This window comes from Micromonospora sp. HNM0581 (assembly GCF_012726175.1).
Taxonomy (GTDB): domain Bacteria; phylum Actinomycetota; class Actinomycetes; order Mycobacteriales; family Micromonosporaceae; genus Micromonospora.
Window position 1 is genome coordinate 232,049 of sequence record NZ_JAASAD010000002.1, and the last position, 26,502, is coordinate 258,550.

At 68.8% G+C, this 26,502-nt stretch carries 20 protein-coding genes, 1 tRNA gene and 1 pseudogene; 16 read left to right on the forward strand and 6 right to left on the reverse strand.

Going from position 1 to position 26,502, the window contains the following annotated elements; genetic code table 11:
- Positions 1-25: 25 nt before the first annotated feature.
- Positions 26-505, reverse strand: coding sequence for an Lrp/AsnC family transcriptional regulator (locus HCA58_RS03965; RefSeq protein WP_169596368.1), 480 nt, complete (start codon positions 503-505; stop codon positions 26-28).
- A gap of 83 nt (positions 506-588) precedes the next feature.
- Here HCA58_RS03965 and HCA58_RS03970 point away from each other — a divergent pair, with 83 nt between their 5' ends.
- Positions 589-1,764 carry a PLP-dependent aspartate aminotransferase family protein gene (locus HCA58_RS03970; protein ID WP_169596369.1) on the forward strand — a complete coding sequence of 392 codons (1,176 nt, stop codon included), beginning with the start codon at positions 589-591 and terminating at the stop codon, positions 1,762-1,764.
- 70 nt (positions 1,765-1,834) lie between these two features.
- Here the strand turns inward: HCA58_RS03970 and HCA58_RS03975 are convergent.
- Positions 1,835-1,917, reverse strand: a tRNA-Leu gene (locus HCA58_RS03975).
- An 81-nt stretch (positions 1,918-1,998) separates the two neighbouring features.
- Between HCA58_RS03975 and HCA58_RS03980 the strand changes: the two genes are divergently transcribed.
- The 8 genes from HCA58_RS03980 to polA all read left to right on the forward strand — a co-directional run bounded on the left by HCA58_RS03980 (position 1,999) and on the right by polA (position 12,022).
- Positions 1,999-2,619, forward strand: coding sequence for a response regulator (locus tag HCA58_RS03980; protein WP_169596370.1), 621 nt, complete (start codon positions 1,999-2,001; stop codon positions 2,617-2,619).
- Positions 2,620-2,681: 62 nt separating this feature from the next.
- Positions 2,682-3,905, forward strand: coding sequence for a hypothetical protein (locus HCA58_RS03985; RefSeq protein WP_169596371.1), 1,224 nt, complete (start codon positions 2,682-2,684; stop codon positions 3,903-3,905).
- 228 nt (positions 3,906-4,133) lie between these two features.
- Positions 4,134-5,288: a branched-chain amino acid ABC transporter substrate-binding protein gene (locus HCA58_RS03990; RefSeq protein WP_169596372.1), complete on the forward strand. Its 1,155-nt coding sequence runs from the start codon at positions 4,134-4,136 to the stop codon at positions 5,286-5,288.
- Positions 5,289-5,355: 67 nt separating this feature from the next.
- On the forward strand, positions 5,356-6,330 hold the full coding sequence (locus tag HCA58_RS03995; RefSeq protein ID WP_169596373.1) for a branched-chain amino acid ABC transporter permease: 975 nt from the start codon (positions 5,356-5,358) through the stop codon (positions 6,328-6,330).
- A complete protein-coding gene (locus HCA58_RS04000) occupies positions 6,327-7,499 on the forward strand; it encodes a branched-chain amino acid ABC transporter permease (protein ID WP_169596374.1) in 1,173 nt (390 codons plus the stop codon). Before HCA58_RS03995 ends, HCA58_RS04000 begins: the two co-directional genes overlap by 4 nt.
- Complete coding sequence (locus HCA58_RS04005) at positions 7,489-8,412, forward strand: ABC transporter ATP-binding protein (RefSeq protein WP_205807505.1); 924 nt, start codon at positions 7,489-7,491, stop codon at positions 8,410-8,412. Before HCA58_RS04000 ends, HCA58_RS04005 begins: the two co-directional genes overlap by 11 nt.
- The gene (locus HCA58_RS04010; RefSeq protein WP_169596376.1) at positions 8,402-9,112 is read left to right on the forward strand and encodes an ABC transporter ATP-binding protein; all 711 of its coding nucleotides are present in this window, start codon (positions 8,402-8,404) and stop codon (positions 9,110-9,112) included. Before HCA58_RS04005 ends, HCA58_RS04010 begins: the two co-directional genes overlap by 11 nt.
- 210 nt (positions 9,113-9,322) lie before the next feature.
- Entirely contained in the window at positions 9,323-12,022 is a 2,700-nt protein-coding gene (polA, locus tag HCA58_RS04015; RefSeq protein ID WP_169596377.1) for a DNA polymerase I, read from the forward strand.
- A gap of 14 nt (positions 12,023-12,036) precedes the next feature.
- On the opposite strand, the gene HCA58_RS04020 is transcribed toward polA, so the two are convergent.
- On the reverse strand, positions 12,037-12,384 hold the full coding sequence (locus tag HCA58_RS04020) for a DUF3140 domain-containing protein (protein ID WP_169596378.1): 348 nt from the start codon (positions 12,382-12,384) through the stop codon (positions 12,037-12,039).
- Positions 12,385-12,554: 170 nt separating this feature from the next.
- On the opposite strand from HCA58_RS04020, the gene HCA58_RS04025 reads away from it, so the two are divergent.
- The 3 genes from HCA58_RS04025 (at position 12,555) to coaE (ending at position 16,780) form a co-directional block, all read left to right on the forward strand.
- Positions 12,555-13,376 (forward strand): class I SAM-dependent methyltransferase, encoded by an 822-nt coding sequence (locus HCA58_RS04025; protein ID WP_169596379.1) that lies wholly within the window; start codon positions 12,555-12,557, stop codon positions 13,374-13,376.
- Between the two features lie 509 nt (positions 13,377-13,885).
- Positions 13,886-15,379, forward strand: a complete 1,494-nt coding sequence (gene rpsA / locus HCA58_RS04030; RefSeq protein WP_169596380.1) for a 30S ribosomal protein S1 — start codon at positions 13,886-13,888, stop codon at positions 15,377-15,379.
- 219 nt (positions 15,380-15,598) lie between these two features.
- Positions 15,599-16,780: a dephospho-CoA kinase gene (gene coaE, locus HCA58_RS04035; protein ID WP_169596381.1), complete on the forward strand. Its 1,182-nt coding sequence runs from the start codon at positions 15,599-15,601 to the stop codon at positions 16,778-16,780.
- Positions 16,781-16,815: 35 nt separating this feature from the next.
- Here the strand turns inward: coaE and HCA58_RS04040 are convergent, their stop codons facing one another.
- A complete protein-coding gene (locus HCA58_RS04040) occupies positions 16,816-18,264 on the reverse strand; it encodes a hypothetical protein (protein WP_169596382.1) in 1,449 nt (482 codons plus the stop codon).
- Positions 18,265-18,842: 578 nt separating this feature from the next.
- Between HCA58_RS04040 and uvrB the strand changes: the two genes are divergently transcribed.
- The 4 genes and pseudogenes from uvrB to HCA58_RS04060 all read left to right on the forward strand — a co-directional run.
- The gene (uvrB, locus tag HCA58_RS04045; RefSeq protein ID WP_169596383.1) at positions 18,843-20,951 is read left to right on the forward strand and encodes an excinuclease ABC subunit UvrB; all 2,109 of its coding nucleotides are present in this window, start codon (positions 18,843-18,845) and stop codon (positions 20,949-20,951) included.
- Positions 20,952-21,059: 108 nt separating this feature from the next.
- Positions 21,060-21,914: a helix-turn-helix transcriptional regulator gene (locus HCA58_RS04050; protein WP_169596384.1), complete on the forward strand. Its 855-nt coding sequence runs from the start codon at positions 21,060-21,062 to the stop codon at positions 21,912-21,914.
- 454 nt (positions 21,915-22,368) lie between these two features.
- Complete coding sequence (locus tag HCA58_RS04055) at positions 22,369-23,367, forward strand: TerC family protein (protein ID WP_169596385.1); 999 nt, start codon at positions 22,369-22,371, stop codon at positions 23,365-23,367.
- A gap of 76 nt (positions 23,368-23,443) precedes the next feature.
- Positions 23,444-23,747, forward strand: a pseudogene (locus HCA58_RS04060) (tyrosine-protein phosphatase); the annotation flags it as partial.
- Here HCA58_RS04060 and HCA58_RS04065 read toward each other — a convergent pair.
- Both HCA58_RS04065 and typA read right to left on the reverse strand, forming a co-directional pair.
- The gene (locus HCA58_RS04065) at positions 23,732-24,598 is read right to left on the reverse strand and encodes a serine hydrolase (protein WP_169596386.1); all 867 of its coding nucleotides are present in this window, start codon (positions 24,596-24,598) and stop codon (positions 23,732-23,734) included. The pseudogene HCA58_RS04060 and the gene HCA58_RS04065 overlap by 16 nt on opposite strands.
- 8 nt (positions 24,599-24,606) lie before the next feature.
- On the reverse strand, positions 24,607-26,475 hold the full coding sequence (gene typA, locus HCA58_RS04070) for a translational GTPase TypA (protein ID WP_169596387.1): 1,869 nt from the start codon (positions 26,473-26,475) through the stop codon (positions 24,607-24,609).
- Positions 26,476-26,502 lie beyond the last annotated feature (27 nt).

A 26,502-nucleotide genomic window follows, 5' to 3' on the forward strand; every position in this document is an offset into this window, starting at 1 on the left:
GTTCCCGCACCGGCCGGCGACGTGATCAACCCGACCCGCGAGCCTGCTCGAAGATCAGGCTGGTCTGGGTGTGCTGCACCGCCGGATCCACCGCCAGATGATCCAGCACGAAATCGCGCAACGCCTCTGCCGAGGCCGCCCGCACGTGCAGCACGTAATCCTCCGCGCCGGCCACGTGGAACACCGACACCACCCCCGGCAGACGTACCGAACGGGCCCGGAACGCGTCCACCGCCGCCCGCGCGTGCTCGGTCAGCCGTACCGACACCAGCGCCTGCAACGGCAACCCCAACGCCGCCGGATGCACCTCGGCGTGGAAGCCCCGGATCGCCCCGGACTCCCGCAACGCGCGGGTGCGCGCCAGGCAGGTCGACGGTGCCACCCCCACCCGTTCGGCCAGGGCATTGTTCGGTAGCCGACCGTCACCGGCCAGCTCGGTCAGGATGGCCCGGTCGGTGTCGTCGAGGGCCTTGAAGGGCCGAACATCGTTCGATGCGAGGGGCATGCCGGCATTCTCCGCCGAACACCTCCGGCAGCGAAAGCGATTATTGCGAACAATATTCTGAAGTATTGCCTCAGCGGGGTGAGATGTTCGATTCTTTCGCCATGACGACGGTGGACACCCGAGCCGTACACGCCGGCCGCGACGACCTCGCCGCCCTCGGCGTACACGTGCCGCCGATCGACCTGTCCACCACGAACCCACTGCCCTCGGTCGACGCCGGCGGCGACGCCTACGAAACCCTCGCCACCGGCGGCACGCTCCCGACCGGCGGCAGCGCCGTCTACCAACGGCTGTGGAACCCGACCGTGGCCCGCTTCGAAACCGCCCTCGCCGAACTGGAGGGCACCGAGGAAGCCGTCGCCTACGCCAGCGGCATGGCCGCCCTCACCGCAGCTGTCCTCGCCGCCACCCACGACGGCCGTCGGCACCTGGTCGGGGTCCGACCCCTCTACGGCGGCACCGACCACGTGCTCGCCACCGGACTGCTCGGCACCGAGGTCACCTGGGCCCACCCCCACACCGTCGCTGCCGCCGTCCGCCCCGACACCGCCCTGGTGATCGCCGAGACGCCCGCCAACCCGACCCTCGACCTGATCGACATCACCGCCCTCGCCGACGCCGCCGGCGAGGTTCCCCTGCTGATCGACAACACCGTCGCCACCCCGGTACTGCAGCAGCCCACCCGCCACGGTGCCCGGCTGGTGCTGCACAGCGCCACCAAGAGCATCGGTGGTCACGGCGACGTCCTCGCCGGCGTGATCGCGTGTGACACGGAGTGGGCCGGTCGGTTGCGCCAGATCCGGGCGCTCACCGGCGCGATCCTGCACCCTCTCGGGGCGTACCTGCTGCACCGCGGCCTCCAGACACTGCCGCTGCGGGTGCGCGCCCAGCAGGCCGGCGCGGAGAAACTCGCCCGCTGGCTCGCCGGTCACCCGGCCGTGCTGCGGGTCCACCACCCCACCGTGAACGACCCCGCCGGGCTCGTCGGCCGGCAGATGTCCGGGCCCGGCAGCCTCCTCGCCTTCGAGGTACGCGGCGGCGCACCCGCCGCCGCAGCGGTCGCCGACGCCTGCCGGCTGATCACCCATGCCGTCTCACTCGGTGGCGTCGACACGCTCATTCAGCACCCGGCGTCGCTGACCCACCGCCCCGTCGAGACGGAGGCCAAACCCGACGGTGGACTGTTGCGCCTCTCCGTCGGCCTGGAGGACCCGGAGGATCTACGCGCCGACCTGGCGAACGCACTCGCCGCGAACTGATCCCGCGAGTTGTCCTGCCGAATTGCGGGAGGACTCACACCGCCGTCATCGGACCCATGTAGGGCGGAAGTGCCGGGAGCGGGATTCGAACCCGCAAGCCCTTTCGGGCAGAAGTGTTTGAGACTTCCGTGTATGCCGTTCCACCATCCCGGCGGGTGGGGCTTACTGTACCCGACTACGCTCGTGCGGGAGCATGGGTGGTAGCCGTGCCGGAAACGATGGTGGGAGTGGCTCGTGGCCGAGACGCAGACGGATGCCGCGCGCAGGCGGGTACTGATCGCCGAGGACGAAGCGCTGATCCGGCTGGACCTGGCTGAGATGCTTGTCGAAGAGGGCTACGAGGTGGTCGGCGAGGCCGGTGACGGCGAGGCCGCGATCCGACTGGCCGAGGAACTCAAGCCCGATCTGGTGATCCTCGACATCAAGATGCCGATCATGGATGGGTTGGCGGCCGCCGAACGGATCGCCGGAGCCCGGATCGCCCCGGTGATCATTCTGACCGCGTTCAGCCAGCGGGACCTGGTGGAGCGGGCCCGCGCGGCCGGCGCGATGGCGTACCTGGTCAAGCCCTTCCAGAAAAGCGACCTGGTGCCGGCGGTGGAGATCGCCCTGTCCCGCTACTCGGAGATCGCCGTGCTGGAGGCCGAGGTCGCGGGGCTGACCGACCGGCTGGAGGTCCGCAAGACCGTCGAGCGCGCCAAGGGTGCGCTGATGACCACGTACAACATGAGTGAGCCGCAGGCGTTCAAGTGGATCCAGCGCACTGCGATGGACCACCGGATGACCATGAAGGAGGTCGCCGAGCGGATCCTCGCCGAGACCACCGGCGGTGAGGTCGCCGAGCCGGCCCAGTAGCTCCGCCCGGGACCGCACGACGGCGGGGCCTCCGTCCGGCGGTGACGTCGATACCATCAGGCATGCGCCGAGGAGGAGTCGACGCCGTAACCCGCCCACGCGGTGCCGTCGCTCCCGCTCTGGCGCGTACCGCCGCACTGGTCGTGATCTCGCTGCTGCTGGTGCCGGGCTGTCGGCTCGGCGCGCCGGGACCGGACGAGCGGGCGTCGCAGCCGGTACACCCGGACTGGCAGGAGCTGGCTCTGCCCGCTCCATCAGGCGCACCGGGCCGGTTGATGCTCCGGGACGTCACCGCGTGCGATGGACGTTGGTTCGTCGTCGGTGCGATCGGCGGGCCCGACGATGCGACCCGGCCGGCGGCCTGGACGAGTGCCGACGGGGTGTCCTGGGAGCCGGTACGGATCGTGGCGGACTCCTACTACGGACGACAGCACGTCCTGTACTCGGGGGCCTGCCGGGACGGCCGGTTCGCGGCACTGGGTGCGAAGAGTGGCGGTGCCCACGCGAATCCACGGGTGAGTAGCTGGGTACGGCGGGCGGACGGTGCGCTCGTCGAGGTCCTGGCCGGGTTCGAGCTCTACGGCGGTCCTCAGGCGGTCAACGTGGCGCGGATGGTGGCTGGCGGAACCGGTTTCATGATCGTGGGGAACCGGGTCAGCGGTGCGGCGGTCTGGCTCTCCGTGACAGCGGGCAGCTTCGAGATCATCGAGGGCGTGCCCGATCTGGCGACCGACGAGCGAGGGGCCACCTGGTTGTTCGACGCGACGGCGGTGCCCGGCGGCTGGGTGGCGGTGGGCGGGGTTATCGCTCCCGGTCGCATCGATCGGGACCCGCTGGCCTGGCGCTCCACGGACGGACGGCGTTGGCAGCGGGTGCCCGTGCCGGGCACCGACGAGTACGACGAGATGCAGCGGGTGGTCCGGGTCGACGGCGTACCCCTGGCGGTCGGCCTGCGCGGTCGCGCTTTCGGCGGTTGGCGGGCCGGGGCGGGTGGCTGGGAGCCGGTGGCGGGGTTCGGTACGGCCGCGTCGTCCGGGGTGCCCGCCGTACGCGGGCTGACGGTTCTCGACGGCCAGCTGGTGGCGGTGGTGAACGACGGTGCCCGGCATGCGGTGTGGAGTTCGGCGGACCGCGGTGACTCGTGGCGTCCGGTGGCGTTGCCGAAGGCGGTACCGGCGGGGCCGGTCAGCTCGGTGGCGGTGTTCGGAGCGCCGGGACGGCTGCTGGTGGTGCTGGACGACGGGGCAGGCGGTGCGGTCTTCGGGCTCTCTGAGTTGGTCGGCTGAGCACGGGGCGGTGCTGTGACGGGAGTGGTCGCATCGGCGCTTGTGTTCGTAACGGTTTGGCAAGCGTGGCTCACGGGTCTTCCGAGACTGTTTACGGACGCAGTACGCTCCGCCATCACGAGCCGTAACGCAGGTGAGCGGATTCACGCCTGGGTGGTGGCCGCCGAGCTGGCCGGCGACGCTGCCCCGGGTGCGCCCGATGCCTGTATCTGGAGGAGGTCAATAGCCGTGAGGCGAAAGTACGTACGGGCGCTGGGCGCCGTCGGGCTGGCGGCAGCCCTGTTTGCCGCGGCGGGCTGCCAGGCGTCGGAGGGCGACAGCGAAGCTGGCGGCGACGGTACCTGTGGTGGCAAGCTGGCCATCTTCGGTGCCTTCAGCGGCCCGAACTCCGGGCTGGTGATCCCGTCGCTCAACGGTGCCAAGCTCGCTGTGAAGCAGCACAACGAGGCGAACGCGGACTGCCAGGTCACCCTGCAGGAATTCGACACCCAGGGTGACCCGACGCAGGCCACGCCGGTCGCCAACCAGGTCGTCGGTGACGAGTCCTTCCTGGGCGTCATCGGTGGCGCGTTCTCGGGTGAGACCAAGGCGACGATGGACGTCTACGAGGCCGCCGGAATGGTGATGGTGAGCCCGTCGGCGACGGCGATCGAGCTGACCGCCGGCGACAACAAGGCGTTCCACCGGGTGGTCGGTAACGACGCCACCCAGGGTGCCGCCGCTGCCGTCTACTTCCGGGACGTGGCGCAGGCCAAGAAGGTTTTCGTGATCAACGACGGCACCACCTACGGTGCCGGTATCGCCAACGAGCTGACCAAGGCTCTCGGTGACCTGGCCGCTGGCACCGACCAGGTCCAGGAGAAGCAGGTCAACTTCGCCGCCACCATTTCGAAGATCAAGGCTGCGGCGCCGGACGCGGTCGCCTACGGCGGCTACACCAACGAGGCGGCCCCGCTGCTGAAGCAGATGCGGGAGGCCGGTATCACGGCGACCTTCCTCGGCTTCGACGGTCTGTACGACCCGGCTTTCCCGTCCGGTGCCGGCACCGGTGCCGAGGGTGCGGTCGTGACCTGCCCGTGCCTGCCGCCGGACAAGGCCGGTGGCACCTTCTCGGCGGACTACGAGAAGGAGTACGGCTCGGCTCCGGGTTCCTACGGTGCTGAGGGCTTCGACGCCGCGCAGGTGCTGATCGAGGGTCTGGCCGAGGGCAAGACCACGCGGAAGGACCTGATGGAGTGGGTGGACGCCTACGACAAGGAGGGCGTCTCGAAGTACCTCAAGTTCGACCCGACCGGTGACGTGGACAAGTCCCGGGTGGTGATCTGGGCCTACGAGATCGAGGGTGGCACGATCACGGCCCAGCAGGAGATCAAGCTCAGCTGAGCCAGGATGACCGTAGCGCGGCCGGGGGCTTTTCCCCGGCCGCGTCACGGTGCCAAGGGAGAAACCCGTGAATTTCGATGCCTTGTTCGGCAACCTGGCCCAGCACACAGTGGACGGGTTGTCCAAAGGGGCCATCTACGCCCTCGTCGCACTGGGGTACACCCTCGTCTACGGTGTGCTTCGTCTGATCAACTTCGCGCACTCCGAGATCTTCATGGTCGGCACGTTCGCGATTCTCGGTACCTGGTCGCTGCTCGGGGTCACCGACACACCCTCGATCGGTATGGCGATCGTCTATCTGCTCATCGGTCTGCTTGTCGGCGCGGCGGCGTCCGGTGCCACCGCGTTGACGGTCGAGCGGATCGCCTACCGGCGGCTCCGTCGGATGAACGCGCCACCGTTGATCTTCCTGATCACTGCCATCGGTGTCTCGCTGGTCCTGGTGGAGATCTACGCGCTGTGGATGGCGGGGTTCTTCTCGGGGCGCGGTTTCAGCGAGAACCGGCTCGTGATCGGGATCCCGGCGATGCTGAAGCAGGAGACGGTGCTTTCGGTGGCCGGCGCCAACATCACCAATGTGCAGATCATCATGGTGGTGTCGGCCCTGGTGATGCTCTACGGGCTGGACCAGTTCATCAACCGGACCCGGTACGGCCGAGGGGTACGCGCCGTGGCGCAGAACCCGGACACCGCGGCGCTGATGGGGGTGCACCAGGACCGGGTGATCATGCTCGTCTTCGTCCTGGGTGGACTGATGGCTGGTGCGGCCGCCCTGCTGTGGAACATGCGGTACGGGATCACCAAGTTCGACATCGGTTTCGTGATCGGGCTCAAGGCGTTCACCGCCGCGGTGCTCGGTGGCATCGGAAACCTGCGCGGCGCGCTGCTCGGTGGCCTGCTGCTCGGTGTCATCGAGGTATACGCCGCGACGCTGACTCGGTCGACCTGGGAGGACGTGGCCGCCTTCGTGGTGCTCGTGGTGGTGCTGATCTTCCGCCCGACCGGTCTGCTCGGTGAGTCTCTCGGGAAGGCGAGGGCATGACACAGGCACTGCGACAGTTCAACGAGCGGCGCCGACACGCCATGGGTGGCATGGCCGACCGCTGGCGTGCGCTGCCCCGCTGGCAGCGTGTGCTGACGTTTCTCGCGGGGATCGCGTTCCTCTACTACCTGCCGTTCCTGGGTGACATCCCCGGGACGAACCTGATCATCCCCGGCCTCGACTGGTTCCGGACCGACTCCATCGCCGGCGGCTCGAACTGGGCCGGGGTGCTCTTCGTGTGCGCCCTGTACGTGCTTGTCGCGATCGGGCTCAACGTGGTGATCGGCCTGGCCGGTCTGCTCGACCTCGGCTATGTCGGCTTCTACGCGGTGGGCGCCTACAGCGTCGCGCTGTTCGGGTCGACCCAGTCGCCGGTCGTGCAGTCGCTGCAGCGGCAGTTCGGTTTGTCCGAGGAGTGGGCGGTCGCCTGGGCGGTCTGCATCCCGATCGCGCTGGCCTTCTCCCTGGTCGCCGGTGTCCTGCTCGGCTGGCCGACGTTGCGGCTGCGGGGCGACTACCTGGCAATCGTGACGCTGGGCTTCGGTGAGATCATCCGGATCGTGGCCAAGAACTCGGGGTGGGCCGGTCAGGCGCAGGGCGTCGCGGGTATTCCGGGTCCGGAGGGGCCACCGTCGGCCGACAACAACGTGTTCGGGCTACTCAAGATCGAGCCCTGGTACTGGTTGGCGCTCACCGTGGTGTTGCTGATGGTTCTGCTGGTGCGCCGGCTGGAGCACAGCCGGGTCGGGCGGTCGTGGCTGGCCATCCGGGAGGACGAGGACGCCGCCGCGGTGATGGGCGTGTACCCGTTCAAGTTCAAGCTGTGGGCGTTCGCCATCGGCGCCGCCCTGGGCGGGTTGTCCGGACTGCTCTTCGCCAGCCGGTCGGCTTTCATCCAGCCGGAGACGTTCAACGTCCAGCTTTCCATCCTGTTCGTCGCGATGGTGGTGGTCGGCGGATCCGGCAACATGGCGGGTGTGGCGCTCGGTGCGTTCCTGCTCGCCTACCTGCCGGAGCGGTTCCGGGACTTCTCGGAGTACCGGGTCCTCGCCTTCGGGCTGGCGCTGGTGCTCATCATGCTGCTGCGCCCGCAGGGTCTCCTGCCGAGCCGGCGACGAACGCGGGAGTTGCAGGACCGGGCGAAGGAGGCTGCCGTCAATGTTGCCTAAGCAGATGACGTCGCCCGAGGATGCCACTGCACGTGAGGTGTTGCTCGAGGTGGATAAGGTCACGCTCCGTTTCGGCGGTGTGGTGGCGCTCGACGACCTGAGTTTCCAGATCTACAAGGGCGAGATCATCGGGCTGATCGGCCCGAACGGGGCCGGCAAGACCACCTGCTTCAACGCGATGACGGGTGTCTACCGGCCGACCTCGGGTCAGGTCCGGTTCGACGGGCAGCAGGTGAGCGGCCGGAAGCCGCACCGGATCAACCGGATGGGCATCGCCCGGACGTTCCAGAACATTCGGCTCTTCCCAGAGATGACCGCCTTGGAGAACGTGCTGGTGGGTGCTGATTCTCGGCACCGCACGAGCGTGATCGGGGCACTGTTCCGGCTCTACCGCGTCAAGCCCGCGCCGGAGGAGTTGCCCGTGGTCGACTCGACGAACGGGCTGGTGCGGTTCTGGCAGCAGGTTCGCCGGTCGTCGGCGCAGGTGTTCGGCATCTCCCGGCACACGCTCGAGGAGCGTGCCGGCGAGCGGAAGGCGCTGGAGCTGCTGCGGTTCGTGGGTATCGTCGACCGGGCCAACGACCTGGCACGTAACCTCCCGTACGGCTACCAGCGGCGGCTGGAGATCGCCCGTGCCCTGGCGACGGAGCCGAAGCTGCTCTGCCTGGACGAGCCGGCCGCCGGGTTCAACCCGGCGGAGAAGGAGGAGCTGCTCGACCTGATCCGCAAGATCCGGGAGCGGGGGTTCACGGTCCTGCTCATCGAGCACGACATGCGGCTCGTCATGGGGGTCACCGACCGGATCGTGGTCCTGGAGTTCGGCAAGAAAATCGCTGAGGGTTCCCCCGCCGAGGTGCGGGACGACCCGAAGGTGATCGCGGCCTACCTGGGGGAGCCCGCAGATGCTGCTTGAGATCAACGACCTGACGCTGCGCTACGGCCGGATCGAGGCGCTGCACGGCATCAGCCTGCACGTCGAGGAAGGCGAGGTGGTGGCGCTCATCGGCGCCAACGGTGCCGGGAAGTCGAGCACGATGCGGGCCATCTCCGGGCTCCGGCCGGTGGCTCTGGGGTCGATCCGGTTCAACGGTGAAGACATCACCAGCCTCCGGGCCGACCTGCGGGTTCGGCGGGGTATCTGCCAGGCACCCGAGGGACGCGGCATCTTCCCGGGTATGACGGTGCTGGACAATCTGGACATGGGGGCGTACACCCGGCGGGACCACGCCGGGATCGCCGCCGACCTCGAACGGGTGTTCGCGCTGTTCCCCCGGCTGGCCGAGCGGCGTCGCCAGCATGGCGGCACGCTCTCCGGCGGTGAGCAGCAGATGCTCGCGGTGGGCCGGGCGCTGATGAGTCGGCCCAAGCTGCTGCTGCTGGACGAGCCGTCGATGGGTCTCGCTCCGATGATCATCCAGCAGATCTTCGACATCATCACGGAGATCAACCAGCAGGGCACCACGATCCTGTTGGTGGAGCAGAACGCGCAGCAGGCGCTCTCCCGTGCCCACCGCGGGTACGTGCTGGAGACCGGCCGGATCGTCAAGGAGGGCACCGGGCAGGATCTGCTGCACGACCCGTCGGTCAAGGAGGCGTACCTGGGCGTGGCCTGAGTGGCGTCGCGGACCGGCCGGTGGCGATCACCGGCCGGTCTGTGCTGTTGCGGCCCGGCCTCGACGTGCCTGCCGGGTCGGTGTCCGGTCCGGTGGCCCCGCACGAAGCCTCCGCTCGGCCATGAGCTGCGGTTCGGTCGGATCGTCACCTGCTGCGGGCCGGCCATGTCGGGGCGATCGCTGTCGGCGGTACGGACTAGAGTCGCAGCCGTGACAGCTACGACCCCGCGCCTGCTTCTCGTCGACGGACACTCCCTGGCATACCGGGCGTTCTTCGCTCTGCCGGTGGAGAACTTCTCCACCACGACCGGGCAGCCGACGAACGCGGTCTACGGCTTCACCTCGATGTTGATCAACGTGCTGCGCGACGAGCAGCCCACCCATATCGTCGTCGCCTTCGACGTGTCCCGTCGCTCTTTCCGCACCGAGCGGTACGCCGAGTACAAGGCGGGTCGCAGTGAGACTCCTGCTGACTTCAAAGGCCAGGTCAGCCTGGTGAAGGAGGTCCTGGCGGCGCTTCGGGTGCCGGTGGTGGAGAAGGAGGGCTTCGAGGCCGACGACGTCATCGCCACGCTGGCCTGCCGGGCCCGCGACCAGGGCATGCCCGTGCTCGTCTGCACCGGTGACCGGGACGCCTTCCAACTCGTCGACGAGCAGATCACCGTCCTCTACCCGCGCAAGGGTGTCTCCGACCTGGCGCGGATGGACCCGGCGGCGATCGAGGCCAAGTACGGTGTTCCGCCCGGCCGCTACCGCGACCTGGCCGCCCTGGTCGGTGAGACCAGTGACAACCTCCCCGGTATCCCCGGCGTCGGCCCGAAGACCGCAGCGAAGTGGATCAACACTTACGGTGGGGTGGAGGGCGTCATCGCCCGCGCTGACGAGATCAAGGGCAAGGCGGGCGACAGCCTGCGCGAACGGCTCGCCGACGTGATCCGCAACTACGAGATCAACCGTCTGGTCGCGGATCTTGAGCTGCCGTTGCGCCCCGAGGAAACCCGCTGGCAGGGTTGGGACCGGGAGGCCGTGCACCAGGTCTTCGACACCCTCCAGTTCCGCATCCTGCGGGACCGCCTCTACCAGTACCTCGAAGCGGTCGAACCGGAGGCGGAGTCGGGTTTCGACCTGGCCGGCGAGGTGCTGACCGCTCCCGGTGCGCTCGCGGGCTGGCTGGAGACGCAGGCGCCGGCCGGGACCAGTGTCGGCGTCGCGGTCAAGCTCGACACCGGCCCGAACCGCCGGCACACCGCGACCGTCACCGGGATGGCGCTCGCCACCGGCGACGGCACGGCGGCCTGGTTCGACCCGGGGCAGTTGGACGCCAGCGACGACGCGGCGCTTGCGGCGTGGCTGGGTGACGACACCCGGCGGAAGGTGCTGCACGACAGCAAACCCGCCGTGCTCGCCTTCGCCGCGCACGGCTGGGCGCTCGCCGGTATCTCGCGCGACACCCAGATCGCCGCCTACCTGGCCCGCCCCGACCAGCGCTCCTACGACCTGACCGACCTGGCGCTGCGCTACCTGCACCGGGAGCTTCGGGTCGACGCCCCGGAGACCGGCCAGTTGACCCTGGACGGGCTCGGCGGCGACGGTGCGGCCGAGCAGAACCTCATGCTCCATGCCCGTGCCACCCTTGACCTGGCCGACGCCATCGACGCGGAGCTGTCCCGCGACGGGGAGCAGTCCGCCCGGTTGATGGCCGGTGTGGAGTTGCCGCTGATGCGGGTGCTCGCCCAGTTGGAGCGCACCGGCATCGCCGCGGACACCGACTACCTGACGGAACTGGAGGCGCACTTCGCCGCTGAGGTCAAGGCCGCGGCGCAGGGTGCGTACGAGGCGGTGGGGCGGGAGTTCAACCTCGGCTCACCCAAGCAGTTGCAGGAAATCCTCTTCGGTGAGCTGAACCTGCCCAAGACCAAGCGGATCAAGACGGGTTACACCACCGACGCCGACGCGCTGCAGTGGCTCTACGCTCAACACCCGCACCCGGTGCTGGCTCACCTGCTGCGGCACCGAGACGTGGCCAAGCTCAAGTCGACGGTGGACGGGCTGCTCAAGTCGGTTTCCGACGACGGGCGCATCCACACCACTTTCAACCAGACGGTGGCTGCCACCGGTCGGCTCTCCTCCACCGAGCCCAACCTGCAGAACATCCCCATCCGCACCGAGGAGGGACGGCGGATCCGTCGCGCCTTCGTGGTGGGGGAGGGCTACGATTGCCTGCTCACCGCCGACTACAGCCAGATCGAGATGCGGATCATGGCGCACCTCTCGGCCGACGAGGCGTTGATCCAGGCGTTCAACTCCGGTGCCGACTTCCACGCCGCGACGGCCTCGTCGGTCTTCACCGTGCCGCTCGCCGAGGTCACCCCGGACCAGCGGCGCAAGATCAAGGCGATGAACTACGGCCTGGCGTACGGGCTGAGCGCCTTCGGTCTGTCCCAGCAGCTCGGCATCAGCGCCGAGGAGGCACGCGGGTTGATGGAGAACTACTTCGCCGGGTTCGGCGGTGTCCGGGACTACCTCCAAGAGATCGTTGCCCGAGCCCGCCAGGACGGCTACACCTCCACCATCCTCGGCCGGCGGCGCTACCTGCCCGACCTGGTCAGCGACAACCGGCAACGGCGCGAGATGGCCGAGCGAATGGCGCTCAACGCCCCGATCCAGGGTTCCGCGGCGGACATCATCAAGGTGGCCATGCTGCACGTCGACACCGCGCTGCGCGACGCCGGACTGCGCTCCCGGATGCTGCTCCAGGTGCACGACGAGCTGGTCTTCGAGGTCGCGCCTGGCGAGCGGACGGTGCTCGAGGAACTGGTCCGGCGGGAGATGGGTGGTGCGTACCCGCTGTCGGTGCCGCTGGAGGTGTCGGTGGGTGACGGCCGCGACTGGAACAGCGCCGACCACTGACCCGGGCCGACGGGTCACGACCGCTCGATCAGCGGGTCGTGGCCCCAGTTCATCAGAGACCAGCGCCACTTCGTGTCCCGCACGTCGCCGGAGGGACGCTGTGCCATGTGGCGGTGTACGTAGCCGGTCACCTTGCGCATGTGCTGGTAGTCGGCGGCGTTGAGCTGGTCGCGCTTGCGGCGTAGCAGGTCGACGATCCGCCGGCCCGACTCGTGCCCGACCGATTCGCCGCCGCCGGACTGGCCGCCCTTGTGCCAGCCGACCCGCTTGGACTCCTCGCTCTCCAGCCAGGCGGCCAGCTCAGCGGGCTTCATGTTCACCGCTTCGGTGAACTCCCGGTAGGTCTGCTCGTCGTCGGCCATGGAGCCCGCGTACCCGGGGCCCGCCGGTGGAAACGCCGACGCCGCGTACCGCCCGCCGGGGGGACGCTGCCGCCGGGAGGGCGACACCGTACTGCCGGTCACCTGGCCGCCGCTGATCCTCCTCGACACCAGCTGTCGTGCCGATCGCCGCGATCCGTACCGTTACCAGGATGAACGACCAGCCGCCCCACGCCGAGCCCGCCGTGACCCGCCGCACGGTGTCGGGTGATGAGGGTAGAGCTGCGAGTCGCCGTTGGTGGGACCGCGATGCGGACAACTACCAGGAGGAACACGGCGCGTTCCTCGGAGACGTCGACCTTGTCTGGTGCCCCGAGGGTCTACGCGAAGCGGACGTGCGACTGCTCGGTGACGTCGAAGGTGCTCGGCTACTGGAATTGGGCTGTGGCGCGGCTGCGGGCTCCCGATGGCTGGTCGGTCAAGGGGCAGACGTGACGGCGCTGGATCTGTCTGCCGGCATGCTGAGACACGCCAGGCTGGCCGCCGACCGCTCAGGCGTACATGTACCGCTCGTGCAAGCTGACGCACTGGCGCTCCCGTTCAGGGCGGGCACGTTCGACATGGTGCACACCGCGTTCGGGGCCGTTCCGTTCGTCGCAGACTCCGAAGCCCTGATGCGCGAGGTCTTCCGGGTGCTCCGCCCCGGCGGGTCGTGGATCTTTGCCGTCACTCACCCGATGCGCTGGATTTTTCTGGACGACCCCGGCGAGGGTGGTCTGTTGGCAGTCCACTCCTACTTTGACCGCCGCCCCTACGTCGAAGAGGACTCGGCGGGTGTACCGACCTACATCGAGGCACACCGCACCTTCGGTGATCGCGTCCGAGAGCTGACAGCCGCCGGCTTCATCCTCCGTGATGTGGTTGAACCGGAGTGGCCACCGGGACACGAAGAGATCTGGGGCCAATGGAGTCCTCTGCGCGGCCGGTTGTTCCCGGGCACGGCCATCTTCGTGGCTCGGCGTCCCACCACCTGATGACCCAGTCTGCGACCCAGGGCGGCACGTCATGCGGCCGTGGCATCGGGCGTGAACAGGAATCTTTGAAGTAGTGGGATCATACCCACTTGGTCGGATCGGTGGCCGAGAAGACCCACCGGCCGCCCGGCCGCAGCAGGTCCACCACGACCGGCCGGGCGCCCTGGGGGCCGGCCAACGTGAGCAGGACGCCGCGCCGCAGCCGACCTCCAACATTCGGAGGCGCGTCACCCGGTCGGGCCGCGTCTGGTCGAAATCTCCGCTTTGGCGGCTGGTGCGCCGACGAGTAGACGGGAGGCCTTGCACGCTGTGGTAATGCAGCAGGTAGGGTAGACGATGCGCTCGCGGATCGTGTGCCTCGGCAGGGAGCAGGTGCGCGGTCGGCGGAGTCACATCAAGATCTCGTTCAGCGATTTCCAGGTGGGCCCGCCGACGGATCCGTTGGCGCGCACAGGTCACCGCGACACCAGCCTGCTGTGACACACCATCCGACCGGAGCAACCGCCCACATGACGAGCAGCATCGAGGCCCCCTCGAGCGCCACCAAGGTCACCGTCGACGATCTCGGCTCCGAGGAGGCTTTCCTCGCCGCGATCGACGAGACCATCAAGTACTTCAACGACGGCGACATTGTCGAAGGCACCGTCGTCAAGGTCGATCGGGACGAGGTCCTGCTCGACATCGGCTACAAGACCGAGGGTGTCATTCCCTCTCGGGAGTTGTCGATCAAGCACGACGTTGACCCGGCAGAGGTCGTCTCGGTAGGCGACCACATCGAGGCCCTTGTCCTCCAGAAGGAGGACAAGGAGGGTCGGCTGATCCTCTCCAAGAAGCGGGCACAGTACGAGCGGGCCTGGGGCACGATCGAGAAGATCAAGGACGAGGACGGCGTCGTTCGTGGTTCGGTCATCGAGGTGGTCAAGGGTGGCCTCATCCTCGACATCGGGCTGCGCGGCTTCCTGCCGGCCTCCCTGGTCGAGATGCGGCGGGTGCGTGACCTGCAGCCGTACGTCGGCCGCGAGCTCGAAGCCAAGATCATCGAGCTGGACAAGAACCGCAACAACGTGGTGCTGTCCCGCCGGGCCTGGCTGGAGCAGACGCAGTCCGAGGTGCGCACCGAGTTCCTCAACAAGCTCCAGAAGGGGCAGGTCCGCAAGGGCGTCGTCTCGTCGATCGTCAACTTCGGCGCGTTCGTCGACCTGGGTGGCGTGGACGGCCTGGTGCACGTCTCCGAGCTGTCCTGGAAGCACATCGACCACCCTTCCGAGGTCGTCGAGGTCGGCCAGGAGGTCGAGGTCGAGGTCCTCGACGTCGACCTGGACCGCGAGCGGGTGTCGCTGTCGCTGAAGGCGACCCAGGAAGACCCGTGGCGTCAGTTCGCCCGCACCCACGCCATCCAGCAGATCGTGCCGGGCAAGGTCACCAAGCTGGTGCCGTTCGGTGCTTTCGTCCGGGTGGACGACGGCATCGAGGGTCTGGTCCACATCTCCGAGTTGGCCGAGCGTCACGTGGAGATCCCCGAGCAGGTCGTTCAGGTCGGCTCCGAGGTCATGGTCAAGGTCATCGACATCGACCTGGAGCGCCGCCGGATCTCGTTGTCGCTCAAGCAGGCCAACGAGGGCTTCGTCGAGGGCGAGGAGCACTTCGACCCGACCCTCTACGGCATGGCCGCGACCTACGACACCGAGGGTAACTACATCTACCCCGAGGGCTTCGACCCGGAGACGGGCGAGTGGCTCGAGGGGTACGACAAGCAGCGCGAGACCTGGGAGAACCAGTACGCCGAGGCACGGCAGCGCTGGGAGGCGCACCAGAAGCAGGTGCAGACCTCCCGGGCCGCCGAGGCCGAGGCCGCTGCCAACCCGCAGCCGGCTCCCGCCAGCAGCGGGACCACCACCTCGACCAGCGCGGCGCCGAGCCGGCAGGCCGAGGAGCCGGCAGGCACGCTGGCCACCGACGAGGCGCTCGCCGCACTGCGGGAGAAGCTCGCCGGCGGTAAGTGAACCTGCGACACCTCCAGCGGCGGCGTGTCAATCATCGCGCCGCGAGCTGGATCTGTCGGCTGACGTAACGGGCCCCGCCCCGACCCGGATCCCCGGGTCGGGGCGGGGCCCGCGCCGTCGGCGGGCCCCGCCAACTACCGGCCACGGGTGAACCTTCGCCGTCGCGCCGTCCCGGGCGTCCGGTTGGCACGTTGCCGATGATCGGGTTGACTGGGTGCCGTGCTGAAAGTGGGGTTGACCGGCGGAATCGGTTCAGGCAAAAGCGCGGTGGCGGCGCGGCTGGTCGAGCGGGGCGCGGTGCTCATCGATGCCGATCAGCTGGCCCGGGAGGTCGTCGCGCCCGGCACCGACGGTCTCGCCGAGATCGTGGCGGTCTTCTCCGACCGGGTGTTGGATGCCGGGGGGGCGCTGGACCGGGCAGCCATGGGTGAGTTGGTGTTCGCCGACGAGTCGGCCCGGCGCCGGCTGGAGGCGATCATCCACGGTCGGGTCCGGGCTCGAACGGTGGAACTGACCGCTGCTGCCCCGCCGGACGCCGTGGTCCTCAACGATGTCCCGTTGCTGGTCGAGGTGGGACTGGCGCCGGCCTACCACCTGGTGGTCGTGGTGCGGACGGAGGTGCAGACGCGGTTGGCGCGGCTGGCCCGGGACCGGGGGATGAGCCGGGTCGAGGCGCAGCGCCGGATCGCCGCTCAGGCCGACGACGCCCGCCGGGCAGCGGCGGCGGACGTGCTGTTGACCAACGAAGGCACCTTGACCGACCTGCACAGGGAGGTTGACGCGCTCTGGCGCGACCGACTGGTGCCCTTCGAGGAGAATGTGCGTCACAACCGGGCGGCGCCGGACGGCCGGGTGGCGCTCGTCGATCCGAATCCGGCCTGGCCGCAGCAGTACGGCCGGTTGGCGGACCGGATCCGGCACGCGGTTGCCCCCGCCGACCTGCGGATCGACCACATCGGTTCGACCGCGGTGACCGGACTGGCCGCCAAGGACGTCCTCGACATCCAGCTCAGTGTGCCGTCCCTGACCGACGCCGACGGTGTGTTGGCCGAGCGACTGGCGCAGGCCGGTTTCCCCCGGCTGCCCGGTGACTGGTGGGACACCCCACGACCAGCCGGCAGCGGTCGATGGGAGAAACGGTTGCACGGTAGTGCCGACCCGGCCAGACCGGTGCATCTGCATCTGCGGGTGACCGGATCACCCGGCTGGCGGTACGCCCTGTTGATGCGTGACCATCTGCGTGCCGACCCTGACCAGCGGGCCGCGTACCTGGTGTTCAAACGGGATCTGGTGGCGTCCGCGCCGGACAGCGGCGCATACGCGACGGCGAAGGACCCGTGGTTCGACGAGGAACACCTCCGGGCGGAGGAGTGGGCCGCCAGGACCGGTTGGCGTCCCTGACGGGTTCCTGCGGTCGCGGGTGAACTCCTGCTCGGTCAGCGCTGACGCTCTGGCGGCGTCAGCCGGGGTACCCGGCCCGTAGCCAGGTCGAGCTGCGCCCAGGCACCCGAACTCGTCGGCAGTTCCAGCCGGCGCAGCATCCCGGACCGGTCGACCCAGTAGCGCAGGGGTCCTCGGGCGGTGTCGACCCGTACCACGTCGACGGTGGCCCCGGCGAGATGGTCGCCGCGTTCCCGTTGTGCCCGGCCCGGCACGCCCGCGGCCTGCGCGGCCCGAAGCGCGGCGGCCACCAGCGGGTCGAGGTCTTGCGTGTGATGCGGTCCCGTCCGCCAACCGGCAACGGGTGGTGGTAGCGGCGGGCGGGTCGACCCGCCGGGGCCGTCGATCCGGGTGATCTTGCCTTTGTGGTGTCGGACCAGGGTGCGTCGACCGTCCACGTCGAGATTGGTGACACCGAGGTACGCGGTACCCGAACTCCAGCTCAGCCAGCCGGTGCCGCGCAGGTTGGTGGCGGCGGAGACCGGCATGGTCAGGGTGACCGTCGCCCCGCCGGCGGTGCGCAAACGGGTCGGTAACCGGCGCCAGCGGTCCCGTTCGGCGGAGGTCAGGGCCCGGGGCAGGCCGGGGCGCCCGCCGAGCGCCTCGACTGGTCGCAGCGTCGGTCGGTCGGCCCGGTTCAGGGACACCGTGACTGGTCCGATGCCGGCGAGGTCGGCCTGTACCCGATGCAGTCGGGCAGCCGGGTCGAGCCAGTACCGGACCGGTGCACCGGTATCGGAAGCGGTCGCTGTGGCCTTGGCGACGGGGCTGGTCGACGTGGTGGGGTCCTGCGTCGACGCCTCCAGCACGTCCACTGGCTCACCGTTCAGGTGTTCCCGGCCCACCCAGCGTCCGACCCAGTGGTTCACCGGGTCGGGCCGGTCGGCGGCGAGAGCGAAGACCAGTCCGAGCAGTGGATGGAGATCCCGGTCGGCGGGCAGCCGCCATCCGTCGGCCGGTGGCACCAACGGTGGCATCGCCGGCACCGGTACCGCCGTCGGGTCGGGCCTGATCACCAGCACGGTGGGGGTGGCCTGGGCCAGTCCGCGTGATCGGCCCGCGCCCGGGCCTCCCACGTCGAGGTAGGCAAGCCCTCGGGCCCAGTCGACCCAGCCGAGCAGGTCGGTGCGAGTGGCACCAGTTCCGGCGGTGAGGTGTAACCCGGCCCGCAGCTCGCGGTAGTTGGTCACCCGCATGGCAGCCAGCCGTTCCCGTTCGATCGAGGTCAGCTCCCGTGCCGGCGGACCGTCCGGCGCCCAACTGACTAGCGTTGCCACCAGCGTCACGGCGGAGAGCACTGCGGTGAGGGTCAGCCCGGTGAGGGTGAGACGGCGTCGGCGGTCGGCCGCCCGCCGTGGTTCGTCGGCCTGGGTGGCCGAGCTGGCCAGATCCTCCTGATCGGCCTGGTTCCCGACGGCGAAGTCGAGCAGCCCGCCGGGGACCACGGCGCGGCGGATGCCCGGCCGGGGCCGTGTCGCCGCGGAGCCGGTCAGGCCGAGGGCCGCGGGTGGCGTGCGGCCGGACCGGTGGCGACGGTTGCCTGCGCGGTGTCGACGGCCGGGGTGGGCCTGATCGGTGCGCGGGCTACCGGGTGCGCGAGGGCTGTCGGACGGCGACGGTGAGCTGTTGTCCACGGGAGGATGAACGGCCCGGAGTGCGCCGGGGTGACGAGCAGGGGCGCTCGCGGCGGCCGGTCAGCGCGACATGCGCGACCACGTCCGGTGCGCACGCCAGGCATGCCGGGTGCTGCGACCCTCGGTGCCGGGGGTGGCGCGGCCTGTGTGGCCCGCCACCGGCCCGGTCGGCCGCCGCGAGCGGCCTACAGGAAAAGGGTAGCCGGGTGAGCAGGACCACACAATGTGAATATCGAAGCCGATCAGATGCCGCACGTAGTCGCCGGGGCACTGGCGCGTGGCCGGACCGGGTTGCGGATCGTCACCGCAGCCCCGCCCTCGGCGGACCGACGGTCCGCCGAGGGCGGGAACGGGTCTGGCTGTCGGAGCCCCGGCGTACCGTTGACCTCATGGCGCTCGACATACCCCGGCTCGACGGTCGCTTCCAGGTCATCAGTGATTTCCGGCCGGCCGGTGACCAGCCGGCGGCGATCGACGATCTGGAGCGGCGGGTCCGACGCGGCGACCGGCACACGGTGCTGCTCGGCGCGACCGGCACCGGCAAGAGCGCCACGACTGCCTGGCTGATCGAGCGGCTGCAACGCCCCACACTGGTGCTGGCGCCCAACAAGACGCTCTGCGCGCAGCTGGCGAAGGAGTTCAGCGAGCTGCTGCCGGACAACGCGGTGGAGTACTTCGTCTCGTACTACGACTACTACCAGCCAGAGGCGTACATTCCGCAGACCGACACCTACATCGAGAAGGACTCCTCGATCAACGAGGAGGTCGAGCGGCTACGGCACTCGGCCACGATGTCCTTGCTCACCCGTCGCGACGTGGTGGTGGTCGCGACCGTCTCGGCCATCTACGGGTTGGGTACCCCCGAGGAGTACCTCGATCGTGCGGTACGGGTGGCCGTCGGTCAGGAACTGGACCGGGACCAGCTGCTGCGTCGTCTGGTCGACATCCAGTACACCCGCAACGACATGGCCTTCCAGCGGGGCACCTTCCGGGTCCGTGGCGACACACTGGAGATCATTCCGGCGTACGAGGAACTCGCCGTGCGCATCGAGCTCTTCGGTGACGAGGTGGAGAAGCTCTACTATCTCAATCCGTTGACCGGTGACGTGGTGCGCGAGGTGGATCACCTGCTGATTTTCCCGGCGACGCACTACGCGGCGGGCCCGGAGCGGATGGAACGGGCGGTCCGCGACATCGAGACGGAGCTGGGCGAGCGGCTGGCCGAACTGGAACGGCAGGGCAAGCTGCTTGAGGCGCAGCGGTTGCGGATGCGCACCACCTACGACGTCGAGATGATGCGGCAGGTGGGCTTCTGCTCGGGCATCGAGAACTACTCGATGCACATCGACGGCCGGCTGCCGGGCAGCCCGCCGCACTGTCTACTCGACTACTTCCCCGACGACTTCTTGACTGTCGTCGACGAGTCGCACGTGACGATCCCGCAGATCGGCGGAATGTACGAGGGGGACGCGTCACGCAAGCGGATGCTCATTGACCATGGGTTCCGGCTGCCCAGCGCGGCCGACAACCGGCCGTTGCGGTTCGACGAGTTCCTGGAGCGGGTCGGCCAGATGGTCTTCCTGTCGGCGACCCCCGGCCCGTGGGAGCTGGAGCACGCCCAGGGCGAGTTCGTGGAGCAGGTGATCCGCCCGACCGGTCTCATCGATCCGGAGGTGGTGGTCAAGCCCACCAAGGGGCAGATCGACGACCTGATGCATGAGATCAAGCTGCGTACCGAGCGCGACGAACGGGTGCTTGTCACCACGCTCACCAAGAAGATGGCCGAGGATCTGTCCGACTATCTCCTGGAGAACGGCATCCGGGTGCGTTACCTGCACTCGGAGGTCGACACGCTGCGCCGGGTGGAGTTGCTGCGTGAGCTACGCCGTGGCGACTACGACGTGCTGGTCGGGATCAACCTGTTGCGGGAGGGCCTCGACCTGCCCGAGGTGTCGCTGGTGGCGATTCTGGACGCCGACAAGGAGGGCTTCCTGCGCAGCGGCCGGTCGTTGATCCAGACCATCGGGCGGGCCGCCCGTAACGTCTCCGGCCAGGTGCACATGTACGCCGACAAAGTCACACCGTCGATGGCGGACGCGATCGAGGAGACGAACCGCCGGCGGGCCAAGCAGATCGCCCACAACGAGGCCCACGGAGTCAGTCCGGAACCGTTGCGTAAGAAGATCCACGACATTCTCGACGACATCTACCGTGAGGCAGAGGACACCGAGGCGACCCGAGTCGGCGGTGCGGTGCGGCAGTTGTCCCGGGGCAAGGCGCCGGTGAAGGAGACCCGCAGTAGGGCACGGGGTGGGGCGGCGACTCCGGCACGGGAGGGGCTGGCGCGTGCCGAGTTGGCGCAGCTCATCCAGGAGCTCAACGACCAGATGCTGGCGGCTGCGCGGGAGTTGCAGTTCGAGTTGGCCGCCCGGATCCGTGACGAGGTCGCCGACCTGAAGAAGGAGCTGCGGGGGATGGACGCTGCCGGCGTCCGGTAGGTCACGGCGGGCGGATCCGGCCACCCGCATTGGCGCAATAGCGGAATGCGAGCATTCTATTGCGCTAAGTGATCGCCGTGCGTACTCTCCCTCGGTGGGGAGGCGGGGATGCCGTTGCCAACGAGTCCGATTATTCGACGTGCGCGACTGGGTGCAGAGTTGCGTCAGCTACGTCGACGGGAGGCGCTGACGCTGGAGCAGGTGTGTGAGCGGCTTGGTTGGGCGTCCACCTCGAAGCTGTCCCGCATCGAGCTGGGGCAGAGTCGTCCCGACCTGGCGGACGTGCTCGATCTGCTCGATGTCTACGAGGTGCCGTCGTGGCAGCGTGACGCCCTGATCGTCATCGCCCGGGACGCGGCGACCAGTCGGGGCTGGTGGAAGTCGCTCGGTGAGATGGGGGAACGGCAGCGCACGTACGCCGAACTCGAAGCCGGGGCGGCGGGCATCGTGGAGTACCAGCCGGTGATCGTGCCCGGTCTGTTGCAGGTCCCGTCGTACGCCCGGCTGCGTATCGTCGCCGGTCAGCTCATTGACCCGTCGGTCGACGTGGAGGCCGATCTGCGTGCCCGGGCCGGCCGTCAGGCGGTGCTGCACCGTGTCGAACCGCCCCGCTACACGGCGTACGTCACCGATTTGGCCTGTGGACCAGGTGACGATCCGGTGGAGGTGTGGCGTGACCAGGTGGGGCGTCTGCTCGAACTTGCCGCGCTGCCGCACGTGACGATCCGGCTGTTGCCGGTGGGGGCGGGGCGGCGTCCGTTGCCGTTGACCCCTTTCTCCTGCTATTCCTTCCCGGATCCGGCGGATCCGCGCACGGTGATGCTTGAGGCGCTCACCACCGATGTGCGGCTGACCGCCGCGACCGATGTCGACCGGTACGACCGGATGGCCGACTGTCTGCTGGAGATGGCGTTGCCGAAGGAGGAGACGGTGCGGGTGTTGGCTCGCCAGCTCGACGCGTGACGCACGGATCTGTTGCCTGCGGCCTCGGCAGATCACAGAAGGCGTCGGCACCGGACCCGGCGCCCCCGAAGCCGTCGGGGTCGGTGCCGACGCGGTATGCACGATAGATGGCCGGTGCGACACTTTCTCGTTTCGGTGCGTGGCGATGCGGTGTCAGACAGGTACGTCGACGAAGTGTTCGACCTGAGGTGACGTGGCGAAGTGCGGGCTGATCAACTTCCTCGTGACCGGGAACTACATCGATGAGCGCGATCTCGAGGACGATGCCGGCGGCCTGCCACATCGCTACGGGTCACGTGTCGGCAGTCGAGATCTCCCGACGGTGGGCACTGGGGCGGACTACCGCCACCGGGTAGCCCATCCTCCTAGGATGCCCAGCGGAGGTGGGGCGACTATCCGATCGCAAAAGGCGTACCGTGTGCCGATTGCTGAGTGGCGGCCGGAGGAATGATCTGTGAACGTGTCCGGACTGGTGTGGGCGGCGACGCTCACGGCCTTGACCACGGTTCTCGTGGTGGATCTACTCATCGTCGGGCGCCGACCACACGAGCCGAGCGTGCGGGAGTCGAGTCTCTGGGTCGCCTTCTACGTCGGGTTGGCTCTGCTGTTCGGTGGCGGACTCTGGCTCACCGCCGGGGCGGGCGTGGCGGGGCAGTTCTACACCGGCTGGCTGACCGAGTACAGCCTCTCGGTGGACAATCTCTTCGTCTTCGTGATCATCATGGCCCGCTTCGCGGTTCCCCGGCAGTACCAGCAGAAGGTGCTGCTCATCGGCATCGTCCTCGCGCTCGTCATGCGAGGTGGTTTCATCGCCGCAGGAGCTGCGTTGATCTCGCAGTTCACCTGGGTCTTCTACGTGTTCGGGGCCTTTCTGATCTACACCGCGATCAATCTGGCCCGGCAGGGCGAGTCGAGCGAGGAGGAGTTCACGGAGAACGTCCTGATCCGTTGGAGCCGTCGGGCACTGCCCATCTCCCGGAGCTACGACGGTGCCGCGCTGACCGTACGGGAGAACGGCCGACGGAAGTACACACCGATGCTGATCGTCATGATTGCCATCGGTACCACGGACCTGATCTTTGCGCTCGACTCGATTCCGGCGATCTTCGGGATCACTCAGGAGCCGTACCTGGTCTTCACCGCAAACGTCTTCGCGCTGATGGGACTACGGCAGCTCTACTTCCTACTCGGTGGACTGCTCGACCGGTTGATCTATCTGAGCCACGGGCTCGCAGTGGTGCTCGGCTTCATCGGGGTCAAGCTGATCCTGGAGGCGCTCGCGGAGAACAATCTGCCGTTCATCAACGGCGGCGAGCACGTCGGCTGGGCACCGCACATCCCGATCTGGTTGTCCCTGCTGATCATCCTCGGCACCCTGGCGGTGGCCACGGCGGCGAGCCTGATCAGATCCTCACGCGCCCGACGACGTGAGCTGACATCGGCCCGACGCTGAGCGGTGCCGTGGGCCGGGCACCGCGGACGGCAGGATGTGTCGGGACAGGGACGGATCGTCGGGTACGGGAGGGGCTTACGTCTCGGCCGTGCTGCTCGGCCACGACCTGAGCGAGTACGCGGAGCTGGCCCGGCAGGGCGCACCGGCCCGGGAGGGTTTTTGCCGCCGCGGTCCGGCTGGCGGCCGACGAGCGCAACCTTCCGCTTGCCGACCACTGCTCGGCGGGTAGAGACCGGACCGGTTGGCTGACCGTGCTGCTGCACGCGCTCGGCGTCGACGAGGCGGCTATCCGTGCCGACTACCTGACCCACGACCCGCTGACGGAGAGCCTGCGAGAGGTCCTCGTCGACGCGATGCGGCAACGTCATCCGGGGCTCGACGAGATGAGCACGCTGAGGTCGTGGCGGGCCCGCCACACCTGTCGGGAGACGTCGGCCACCAGTTGACGGGCGTCGACGTCGGTCTGGTCCTTGCCTACGGTGGTGCAGACGACGAGCAGGTATGCCTCGGCGTCGGCGGGGTAGACCACCGCGGCGCCGTGCCGTACGCCGCGTACCCAGCCGTTCTTGTGGGCGAGTCGGGTGCCGTCGGGTAGCCCTTCGGCGATGTCCTGACGGATCTGCTGCGCGCAGAGTACGTCGAGCATGGCGACGCAGCCCGCGGGTGAGGCGACCGGTCCGGGTCGGGTGGCGCCGGTGGCGACCGCACTGAGCAGCGCCGCCAGGTCGGCGGCGGTGGCCAGGTTGCTGATCCCCGCCTCGCGGGCGGCGAAGTCCTCGATACCCCGCCCGGTGACGCTGTGCTGGGCGCCGGCCAGTCGCCAGACCTCGGCCACCGCGGGTAGGCCGACATGCTCGATGATCAGATTCGTGGCGAGGTTGCTGGAGCGGACGATCATCCGCTCGGCGAGCCAGCGCAGCGAAGCCCGGCCGCCCAGGTGGTCCCACACCGCCGCGTCGTTGTCGTACGCGCGGCGGCAGGAGTACGGGGGAGCGTCCGGCCGGGCGGAGGTGAAGACGTTGTCCACCTCGACCGGGGTGTCCAGGTCGAGGTGGCCCGCCTCGGCGGCTCGGTGCAGCGCGGCGAGCACGGCCAGTTTCATCGTGCTCGCCGCGTAGTGGGTGGCCTCGGCTTGCCGGGTCCAGGTGGGCGGGGCACCGAGATGCCCCGTGAACACCGAGATCGTGCCGGGCTCCCGGTCCAGCCGCGCGTGAAGATCTTCTGCGGCCATCGGTCGGCTCAGCCGGCGTGCTTGCGCCGGGCGGCGGCGCGGGCCCGCTGGGTCTGGTCGAGCATGACCTTGCGGATGCGGACGGCGGCCGGGGTGACCTCTACGCACTCGTCCTCGCGGCAGAACTCCAGCGCCTGCTCCAGCGACAGTTTGCGTGGCGGGATCAGCTTCTCGGTCTCCTCGGCGGTGGAGGAACGCATGTTCGTGAGCTTCTTTTCCTTGGTGATGTTGACGTCCATGTCGTCGGAACGGGAGTTCTCTCCGACGATCATGCCCTCGTACACCTCGGTGCCGGGCTCGACGAAGAGCGTGCCACGCTCCTGGAGGTTCATCATGGCGAACGCGGTGGCGGCACCGGAGCGGTCGGCGACGAGTGAGCCGTTGTTGCGGGTCCGCAGTTCACCGAACCATGGCTCGTACGACTCGAAGACGTGGTGCAGGATGCCGGTGCCCCGGGTCTCGGTGAGAAACTCGGTGCGGAACCCGATCAGACCGCGGGCCGGTACCAGCCACTCCATCCGGATCCAGCCGGTGCCGTGGTTGACCAACTGCTCCATCCGGCCCTTGCGGGTGGCCAGCAGCTGGGTGATCGCACCGAGGTACTCGTCGGGAGCGTCGATGGTGAGCCGTTCCACCGGCTCACAGGTTCGCCCGTCGATCTCCCGGGTGACGACCTGGGGCTTGCCGACGGTCAGCTCGTAGGACTCGCGGCGCATCTGCTCCACCAGGATGGCCAGCGCCAGCTCGCCCCGGCCCTGAACCTCCCAGGCGTCCGGTCGTTCGGTGGGCAGCACCCGCAGCGACACGTTGCCGATGAGCTCCTTGTCCAGGCGGTCCTTGACCATCCGGGCGGTGACTTTGGCGCCCTTGACTCGGCCGACCAGGGGCGAGTTGTTGGTGCCGATGGTCATCGAGATGGCCGGTTCGTCGACGGTGATCAGCGGCAGCGGAACCGGGTTCTCGGCATGGGCCAGGGTTTCGCCGATCATGATCTCGGGGATGCCGGCGACCGCGATGATGTCGCCCGGGCCGGCGCTGTCGGCGGGCTTGCGCTCCAGTCCCTCGGTCATCAGCAGCTCGGAGATGCGGACCCGCTGGGTGCTGCCGTCGGTGCGGCACCAGGCAACGGACTGGCCCTTGGCGATGGTGCCCTGTCGTACCCGGCACAGCGCGAGGCGGCCGAGGAACGGGGAGGCGTCGAGGTTGGTGACGTGTGCCTGCAGGGGAGCGTTCTCGTCGTACGCGGGTGGTGGGATGGTGTCCAGCAGGGTGCGGAACAGCGGTTCGAGGCTGTGGCTGTCGTCGGGCACCGAGCCGTCGGCGGGTTGGGTCAGCGAGGCGATGCCGTCGCGGGCGCAGGCGTAGACGATCGGGAAGTCGATCTGCTCCTCGTCGGCGTCGAGGTCGAGGAAGAGCTCGTAGGTGTCGTCGACGACCTCCTTGATGCGGGCGTCGGGGCGGTCCACCTTGTTGATCACGAGGATGATCGGCATGCGGGCCTTGAGGGCCTTGCGGAGCACGAACCGGGTCTGCGGCAACGGTCCTTCGCTGGCGTCGACCAGCAGCACCACGCCGTCGACCATGGTCAGGCCGCGTTCGACCTCGCCGCCGAAGTCGGCGTGACCGGGAGTGTCGATGATGTTGATGGTGACGGGGTCCGAGCCGTCGGCGGGCAGGTAACGCACGCCGGTGTTCTTGGCCAGGATGGTGATGCCCTTCTCCCGTTCCAGGTCCATCGAGTCCATCACCCGCTCAGTCACCTCGCCCCGGGCGCCGTAGGCACCGGCCTGTCGCAGCATGGCGTCGACCAGGGTGGTCTTGCCGTGGTCGACGTGAGCGATGATGGCGACGTTGCGAAGGTCCGTGCGAAGCTGCATGTGCTCCATCCTCCCGCCTGGGCGGGA